This window comes from bacterium (genome assembly GCA_035527515.1).
Classification (GTDB): Bacteria; B130-G9; B130-G9; order B130-G9; family B130-G9; genus B130-G9.
In genome coordinates, this window is record DATLAJ010000168.1 from 1 (window position 1) to 8722 (window position 8722).

The following is an 8722-nucleotide window of genomic DNA, read 5'->3' on the forward strand; positions in this document are numbered from 1 at the left end:
CACTTAATGATAGTAATTCCTAGTGGCGGACGGAGCATGTAGAATGTACATCCGACCACGGTCAAAGTGAGCCGTTTGATGGCATGAAAGCAGAGTATTATACCCAGGCCTTCACGGCGCTAGCGATTTTCGGCGGATTCGCAGTACTTGCGGCCTTCGCGTTCCTCTTCTTCACGAAGATCGCACCGCGTCTGGCTAAGAAATCAAGGACAGCTCTGGACGACAGAGTCGTCAAGGCATCGAGAACACCCATCTTCATCTTTGTCCTAATAGCGGGAATCTATTACTCACTAGTCTCAATTCCGGTGATTAGGGGCTATCACACTTATATCGGCAAGGGTGCCGGCGTTATCGCGATTTTGGTCGGTCTCTGGCTGGTCAAAAGGCTAGCTGACTTGACCTCGAAATGGTATGCGAACAAGCTCGCTAGAGGAGTCGGCCCCGATCCGCGCCGCGCACATATCATCCGAATGGTCCGTAATGTCGTCAATGCGCTCGCTGTTGTCGTCGCGGCTTTTCTACTTCTCGACGTGTCAGAGATTGACATCAAACCGATCATCACAAGCCTCGGAATCAGCGGTATCATCATCGCTCTTGCCCTTCAGAGCTTCCTGGCAGACCTATTCACGTCATTCTCAATATACATGGATAAGCCCTTCATGCCCGGGGACTTCGTGATAATCGGGGACCTTTGCGGAACCGTGAAGAAGGTGGGTGTTTTCAGCACGCGCATCCAAGCTCTCAGAGGTGAGGAGATCACCCTGTCAAACAAGGATGTCAGAGGCAAGACGATCCAAAACTTCGCCAAGATGACGCGCAGAAGAGTCGTCTTCACGGTCGGAGTCACGTATAACACACCGATTGAGAAGCTGAAGAGAATCCCAGATATGATTAAGGAGACAATCGGCAGGCTCCCCATTACGACTATCGATCGAGTCCATTTCGCCGCGTTCGCCGCCTACAGTCTCGACTTCGAGATCGTTTACTACGTTGAGACCAGCGATTACATGACGTATATGGATACACAGCACGCCATAAATATGGGTATAGCAGAGGAGTTCGAGAAGCAAGGCATCGAGATCGCCTACCCGACTCAGACGTTGTTCATCAATAAGTCTTCGGGGGCATAGCCCAGCATCGAGTTTCCGATGTGACCCCAAGTTGCTCTTATCTTGACACCCGATCGGCCAATTGCTCTTGACGTTTCGCGCCTCGAGCAATAGATTCCTTGCCCTAAACTTAAGGACAGTTCGGGTTCAAGCGGCCGGGGTGGCGGAACAGGTAGACGCACAGGACTCAAAATCCTGCGGTGCTTGGCATCGTGGGGGTTCGATTCCCCCCCCCGGCAAAATCACTACAAAGAAAAAAAAGGGCGCCCGTGTCGAGGGCGCCCCAGAATTATTCTCCTACCCGCTGAAGGCGAGCTATCGTTATTTCGGAACCGTGTTGGCGTACTCTCTCCTCAGCTCCTGTATCAGACCGCTAACGGCGTTCTTGGTGTCCGCCAGCTGCTTCAGCGTTGCCTCGTCCTTGGTCATTCTGGCGAGGCTATCTATCTGCACAAACGTCATCTGAAGGTCTTTTATCTGCTCGTTGAAGAAAGTGTTTAGGATCCTCATGTCCGCCGTCTTGAGCCTTGCATTCAGATCGATTCTCATCTTGGCAATTGACGTCTCCGTTGCCTTAACCTTCTGGTCCACATTCTGCTTCAGCGTGGCAATAGCATTCTGCGTAGCCGCGTTGTGCCCCCAAACGCTCACCCACATGACAATGGAGACGATTGCGAGAATGAGGGCAAGCCAAGCGATACCTCTTCCGGTTCTGACTCTCGCCGGCGGCCGATATGTACTCTTGACCGCTGGTCTCGGCGGGACCTTTGGAGGTTCTCTTTTCTCCGGAGCCTTTTTGAGCTCCGGCTTGAGCGATGGCTTCGTGGGTGCGGGTCCCTTAGCTGCCTCGATGTCCGACTTGCCAGTGAGAAGATACACATCGTTGACTCTCTTTAGCACTCCCGAGTCTAGATGAGGCTTCATCGCTGCCGCCAACTTCTGACGTGTGTGTTTGGTCTTGGCGGCCATGTCGGCGATCTTCATCCCCTTCGGTGTGGCCTTCAAGAGAGCAAGCACGTCCTTGAAGACCTTCTCCTGGTCCATCGTTGCCGGGACAACCGCGGCATCCTTGCTGCAATAGACGACCCTGTCCTTGACCTCAACCTTCTTGATCTCTCCTTTCTTGAGAGGGGGCAACGCAATGAATGTCAGCTTAGAGGTCGAAATCCGCAGCTGTTTGGCCAGGTCAACTGCCCGGAGCCCTTCGGGCGCCTTCTTCAGCTTCTCCAACAGCGCCGCTTGCAGATTCTTTACCTCGGCAGGGGTCACATGCACCTTCTTCTTGCCAACAGGTTTTGAAGTGGCGCCCTTGGAGGGTCTTGCCGGCGTCTTGGCGGGTTTTGGCGGCGTCTTGGCGTCCATTGACGAAACGCCCGCCGCCGCGGGTCTCCCGGGACCGGGACCCGCTGGGCTACTCTTCACGGTCTCCCCAGGCTTGCTCATCGGCGCACCAGGTTTCTCGGCTGGTTTTGTCGGCATTGCGCCCTTCTGATCGAACGGTTTTGAGTCCATAGGTCTCCCTCCTAATTATGTTATCAAGTCCTTACGACCCCATACTAATCGTGTAGGGTTTTCGGAATCTTAATTTGCGGGTCTTGCGGGGTCAAGCGGAATCTTCCCCCACCTTACAGGAGACGAGCGGCCGCAGGGCGCACACGGAGCTGGCGAGACCCTGTGGGTCAGGTCCTGGCTGACCCGTCCGGGGGCATTGTTTTGCCCAGGAACTCCGCAACGAACCCGGCCGCCCTCTTGGACGCTCCGCACTCACCCAACAGACCCGTTACCCTCTTCAGCTCATCTTTCTGCTGTTTGCGCAGCCCGGCATCTTCTAGGAGCGAGGCGAGCTCACGTCCTAGTCTTTCGGGTGTGAGGTCGGACTGTATCAGTTCCGGCACGACCCTCTTGCCGGCGATTATGTTTGGAAGCGCGACGTGATCGACCCTGATGAGGAGCTTTCCGACCAGATAGGTGGGGAACGAGACCTTGTAGCCAACTATCATCGGAACACCAAGGATGGCGGCCTCAAGCGTCGCCGTCCCCGAAGCCACAAGCGCCGCGTCCGAGGCAGCAAGCGCGTCGTAGGTCTGCCCCCGGACGACGACTACCTCTGGGTAGCGACTCAGCATGTGAGCAACAAGCTTGGGGTCAATCGTTTTGGCCAGCGCAAGTATCATCTGTAGCGGCTTGGAGTCGAGCAGGGATGAGGCGAACCTGGCCGCCTCGAGAAAGACCGGCAGCAACCTCTCGATCTCGCTGGTCCGGCTGCCGGGCAGCAGGGCGACCACAGGTTTACCCTGGTCGAAGCGCACGCGCTCAAGAAACTCCTCCTTGTCCAGCGTGGGTTTCACTGTGTCGAGAAGCGGGTGACCAACGAACCTCACATCCACTCCCGCCAGCTCGTAAAGCTCCTTCTCGAACTGGAACAGAACCAACATCTCGTCCACCAGCTGCGCGATTCTTCGGACCCGGCCGCGTCGCCACGCCCAAACCTGCGGGCTGATGTAGTAAAGGACGGGGACTTCGCACTTGCGCGCCCGTGCGGCGAGCCTTAGGTTAAAGTCGGGATAGTCAACGAAGATCGCTGCCGCTATCTCGCCCGACCGCATGAGCCTCGTCGCCTGCCTGTAGGCTGCAAGTATCCGGCTCAGTTTCTTAAACACTTCCGAGACACCCACCACGCCCAGCTCCCTAACGTCAGCGAACAGCTCGACGCCCTGAGCACGCATGTTCTCGCCGCCTACCCCGACAAACCCGAGGTCCGGCCGAAGCGATTTCAGCTCATTGATCAACGAGGCGCAGTGCAGGTCGCTCGATGCTTCCCCAGCGACGACCAGAACTCTTCTGCGGTTGGCTGCGGGCCGGTGTAGCCGGATGCTACCCATTGCTACCGGTGAAGACGGGTGTGAAATGCCGGTCTATGGAGTCCTTGATCGCGAATGCCCAGGTAAGCGCGCGGAGACCATCGGCGCCAGAGACAACTGCGGGGCTCTTGCTCTCGAGTGAGTGAACGAACGCACTAAGCTCCGCCTGAAGCGGCTCAAAATCCACTACCCGAATGGACTGCCTCTTGATATAGCGGGCGATTCTGAGCGCCGTCAGCGGCTTCTTGTGGTCGGGCTCCCCCTGCTTGTGATACATCTTGACCCTGTGAGAAAGAAGGTTGACCGATATGTATGTGTCGGGCTGGAAGAATCTGATCTTCCGCATTTTCGAGACGCTTATCCTGCTGGCCACGAGGTTCGCGACTGCGCCGTTCGGGAACTCGAGCCTGGCATTTGCGATATCGACATTGTCCGACAGGACCGGCACGCCAACGGCGGAGATGGACGATGGGGCATCGCTGAAGCAGCTGGCTACGAGGTCGATGTCATGTATCATCAGGTCGAGTATGACGTCAACGTCAAGGCCCCGGCCCGCGGACCGCGTCAGCCTGTGGGTCTCGATGAACCTTGGCCCGTGGATGAACTTCCTGACGGCCACAAACGCTGGGTTGAACCGCTCGGAGTGCCCTACCTGGAGCAGCGCCCCGGATGCGTTCGCAAGCCTCACCATATCCCGCCCGGCCTCGAGAGTGTCGGCGATCGGTTTCTCCACGAGAACCGCCCGACCGAGGTTCAAGCATTGGCTTGCGACCTCAAGGTGCGTCCGTGTGGGGGTCGCCACGACCACCGCGTCTGCCGCCTCAGCTAGCTCCTCAGTGGACATGAAAGTGCGGCAGTGGCATTTTTGGGCGGTCTTTTTCTGGGCAGCCTCGTCAATATCGTGGACACCCAGAAGCTCCACACCTTGCATCTCGCTGAGAATCCTTGCATGACGGGAGCCAAGATACCCCACACCAACCACACCGATTCTTACCTTGGACATGTCAAGCCCCAACCCTCTACCGATGAGTGTCTCTGCTCGAGCGCGCCGACAGCACCGCGTCTTGCCCCCTCCATGAACCAGGCCTCACGACCCTATCAGCGCACCCGACCCACACGCGCGAGACCTGACACCCAACATGCACACACTACTCTGAACACAGGCCGCGCCTCGAGCGCCTAATGAAGTCGATAACATGCCTTGCCTCCGCGAACTCACCGAACTCCTCCTCAATCCGAGCGAGCGCATCTTGCCGCTTGAGGTCTGCTCTGAATAGGAGACGGTATATCTCCTTGAGCATTGCTATCTTCTCGGACGAGAATCCCGCACGGCGCAGGCCGACAATGTTGGGCCCGAAATGCCTCGCGCGGACGCCCGCTGCTTGTGTGTATGGCAGAACATCCCTGTCCACAGCGGAACAACCGCCCGTCATCGAGTACGTCCCGATCTGCACGAACTGATGCACGCCGACCAGCCCTCCAAGCACTGCGTAATCCTCGATAACGATATGCCCTGCAAGCGACGCCGCATTCGCCAAGACCGTGTGGTTACCAATCGTGCAATCGTGGGCGACATGGCTGTAGGCCATCAGAAGGTTGTTGTTGCCGATGCGTGTTACACCACTCCCGTCCTTCGTTCCGCGATGGACAGTTGCGAATTCACGAATGATGTTGTCGTCGCCGATCACGACCGATGTCTTCTCACCTTTGAACTTCAAGTCCTGCGGCACGACTCCGATGATCGCGTAGGGGAATATCTGGCAGTTCTGGCCGATCGTTGTGTCGCCGGTTATATACGCCCCCATCTGGACCGACGTGCCGGGGCCTATCTTCACCCCGTCGTCAATAACACAGTGAGGCCCGATGACAACGTCGCCTGCGATCTCGGCCCCAGAGGAGACTATCGCCGTCTCATGGGCTCTCATTACTCGCCCCTCTCGACCACAGCTGTGCTCATTACCACCTCGGCTGCGACCTTCCCCTCGACCGTTGCCTTGCCCTTCATCCTGAAGTAGCTCCCCCGCTGCGCGGTCTTTCTGACCTCAAGTGTCAGCTGGTCCCCAGGAACAACCGGACGGCGGAACTTGGCGTTATCGATCGTCATAAAGACAAGGAGCTTATTCTCGATATCGTCCAGCATGTTCATCAGGAGCACCCCGCCGGTCTGAGCGAGCGACTCTACGAGCAAGACGCCGGGCATGACCTTCTGCTCAGGGAAATGCCCCTGAAAGAACCACTCGTTCGCCGAGACATTCTTAAGACCCGTGATGGTCCCCTGCTCAACGTCCATCTCAAGTATCCTGTCAACCAAGAGAAACGGAAATCGATGTGGCAAGAAGCGCATGATCCCCTGCACGTCCAACACTTGATCCACCTGCAACACCTCACACCTGTTTGTTAAGATTCCGACCGGCCAAGACGTTCGGTGAGCATCTTGACCTGTTTCCTCAGCTCTTTGACCTCACTCATCAGGGTGGGCAGCCGTAAAACTCCCGCAACCTGCCTACGCCACATATCGATCGGAACCGCAGGTATCCCTCCGACCACCGAGCCCTCCGCGAGGTCTCGCGGGATGCCGGCCTTGCTCGCCGCAATCACGTTATCACCTATCGATATGTGCCCCGCGACGCCAACTTGACCCGCAAGGGTGCAGTTGCTCCCAATACTGGTGCTTCCGGCTATCCCCACCTGCGCAACCAACAAGGTGTTCTTGCCAACCGTTACGTTGTGCGCCACGTGAACCAGGTTATCTATCTTGCAGCCCGAACCGATCGTCGTGCTCCCGAAAGTAGCCCTATCAATAGCAACAGACGCCCCCACCTCCACATCATCTCCTATCACGACGTTACCGATCTGCGGTATCTTCACATGCTGACCCTTGTCTTTGATGAACCCATACCCGTCGCTGCCGATAACTGCCCCCGAGTGCACGATGCACCTCTCGCCGATTATCGTGTCATCAATTATCGAGACCTGCGGCTTGATGACCGTACCCCGACCTATCTCAACGTTTCGGCCGACATAAACCTGTGGGTAAATAACGCAGTCCGGGCCTATCGAGGCGCCAGCCTCAACACAGCAGAACGCGCCGATAGCCGCGCTGCTCGCGACCCGGGCCTCTTGGCTGACGGCCGCATTCTGGGAGATGCCCGGCTCGGGCCTGAACGTCGGATGAAAGACGTTCACAAGCTTCACGAAGGACAGATAAGGATTTCGGGAGACTATGTGCGGCAGTCGGCACTCCTCAAAACCCTCAAAGATGATAACCGCGCTCGCCGTGGTCTCAGCAAGCAGGGGCAAGTGCTTGCGGTCCGTTACGAACGATATGTCCCCATCGCCTGCGGTCTCAATTGCCGAGACGCCGGTAATGACGAGATCGGACGGCCCCGAGCGTTCGAGCCGCAGCCTCTCTGCAATCTCTCCAAGCGTCAACTGCATCTTATCTCCTCCAATCTCATTGCCCTTGCCTTGAGCATTCGCCGATCTGGGCCCGACCATCGAGAAACCACCGACCCGCTAAACAGTGTCCCCTAATCACCAAGCGGACTGGGGGAAGGCCGCCCGCCGGCGGGAGCTGATTCTGCTGCGCTGTTGTCCGGGACCTTCTTTATCCACTCGGACTCAAAAGCCGACAGGACCTCGGCGCTGACGTCTATGATGCCGCTAGAGTACACCATGCTCGGCGGAGAGTTCATGAGCACCAGGTCGTAGCCCTTTTGTTTGGCAATGCTCTCAATGACCGACCTAATCTGTTGCGTCAGCGAGGTCATCATCTCCGCCTGCTTGTTCTCCAACTCCTTGTTGCCATCATCTACCAGGAACTTCAGGTCGAGCCTCTCCTTCTCGAACCTGCGCTGTTTATCCCTTCTTTCGGCCTGACTAAGGGCCATAAATCCTGGCGACGACAGCTCCTTCTCGAGCTGTTTCAGCTCAGCTGTTTTCTCATCAAGCTTTGCCCTCACCTTTGCCACATGTTCCTTGAACTTGACCTGCACAGCTCTGCCAGGAAGGCTGTTCATCAGAATAGCCTTCAGATCGACCGTCACGATGACCTGCTGGGGAGCATTCGGCGAGTACGCGACAGAGCTGCCAAGAGTCATCAGGCCGAGGCACAGACCAATGCCCAGCCCAGTTGTGATTGCGCCGTACTTTCTAGTCGTCATTTGCCGCCCTGCCCCGCAGTTGTCTCGGTTATCTTGTCTATTCGCTTGATCATCTCGTCCGTCAGGTCGAAGCGCGGGTTCCCATATAGAACAACCCCGAGTCGCTCAAGGATGATCGAGTATCCAAGTTCCTTCGCCATCTCGGCCGCGGTCTGCTCCACCAACTTCTGGATTCTTTGTGCGTTCTTCTTGTTCAACGCATCCGCCTCGTCGTAGGCTTCGGAGACAAACATGTCCAGGTCTGCCTTTTTGTTTCTCTGTTCACGTTTCAGCTTTTCACGGGCCTCGTTGGTCAGGGGGAGCGCCTCATTGGCGATCTTGTCGCCCAGTGCCTTAAGTTCTTGCTCACTGCGGTCGATCTCAGTCTGCTTCTTGTTCTGTAGTTCCTTTAGCTGCTGATGAGCTCGCTTACCAGTCTGCGTCTCCGTGAGAATGCGCTGCTGCTCGACGAAGCCTATCTTGACGCTCGTGGCCGGCTGCGTGGAACCAACGCTGAGCGTCGCCGCCAGGGCCGCAAACGTCACAACCGCGACGGTCCCAGCCAAGATACCTTTCATAACAATTGACACCTCCTAACTCTCTCGGTTCT

At 56.9% G+C, this 8722-nt stretch carries 9 protein-coding genes and 1 tRNA gene; 2 read left to right on the forward strand and 8 right to left on the reverse strand.

Features of this window, described 5'->3' with window-relative positions; genetic code table 11:
* Positions 1-83: 83 nt before the first annotated feature.
* A complete protein-coding gene (locus tag VM163_13810; GenBank protein HUT04958.1) occupies positions 84-1130 on the forward strand; it encodes a mechanosensitive ion channel family protein in 1047 nt (348 codons plus the stop codon).
* Positions 1131-1263: 133 nt separating this feature from the next.
* A tRNA-Leu gene (locus VM163_13815) sits at positions 1264-1348 on the forward strand.
* An 82-nt stretch (positions 1349-1430) separates the two neighbouring features.
* Here the strand turns inward: VM163_13815 and VM163_13820 are convergent.
* From VM163_13820 to VM163_13855, 8 genes are all read right to left on the reverse strand, one after another.
* Positions 1431-2621, reverse strand: coding sequence for a hypothetical protein (locus VM163_13820; protein ID HUT04959.1), 1191 nt, complete (start codon positions 2619-2621; stop codon positions 1431-1433).
* Between the two features lie 167 nt (positions 2622-2788).
* Positions 2789-3991, reverse strand: coding sequence for a lipid-A-disaccharide synthase (gene lpxB, locus VM163_13825; protein HUT04960.1), 1203 nt, complete (start codon positions 3989-3991; stop codon positions 2789-2791).
* A complete protein-coding gene (locus VM163_13830; GenBank protein HUT04961.1) occupies positions 3984-4973 on the reverse strand; it encodes a Gfo/Idh/MocA family oxidoreductase in 990 nt (329 codons plus the stop codon). The genes lpxB and VM163_13830 overlap by 8 nt, the downstream gene beginning before the upstream one ends.
* Before the next feature lie 145 nt (positions 4974-5118).
* Entirely contained in the window at positions 5119-5895 is a 777-nt protein-coding gene (gene lpxA, locus VM163_13835) for an acyl-ACP--UDP-N-acetylglucosamine O-acyltransferase (protein HUT04962.1), read from the reverse strand.
* The gene (gene fabZ, locus VM163_13840; protein HUT04963.1) at positions 5895-6344 is read right to left on the reverse strand and encodes a 3-hydroxyacyl-ACP dehydratase FabZ; all 450 of its coding nucleotides are present in this window, start codon (positions 6342-6344) and stop codon (positions 5895-5897) included. The genes lpxA and fabZ overlap by 1 nt, the downstream gene beginning before the upstream one ends.
* Positions 6345-6367: 23 nt before the next feature.
* Positions 6368-7408: a UDP-3-O-(3-hydroxymyristoyl)glucosamine N-acyltransferase gene (lpxD, locus tag VM163_13845; GenBank protein ID HUT04964.1), complete on the reverse strand. Its 1041-nt coding sequence runs from the start codon at positions 7406-7408 to the stop codon at positions 6368-6370.
* 92 nt (positions 7409-7500) lie between these two features.
* Positions 7501-8133: an OmpH family outer membrane protein gene (locus VM163_13850; protein HUT04965.1), complete on the reverse strand. Its 633-nt coding sequence runs from the start codon at positions 8131-8133 to the stop codon at positions 7501-7503.
* Positions 8130-8690 carry an OmpH family outer membrane protein gene (locus VM163_13855; GenBank protein HUT04966.1) on the reverse strand — a complete coding sequence of 187 codons (561 nt, stop codon included), beginning with the start codon at positions 8688-8690 and terminating at the stop codon, positions 8130-8132. The genes VM163_13850 and VM163_13855 overlap by 4 nt, the downstream gene beginning before the upstream one ends.
* Between the last annotated feature and the right edge of the window lie 32 nt (positions 8691-8722).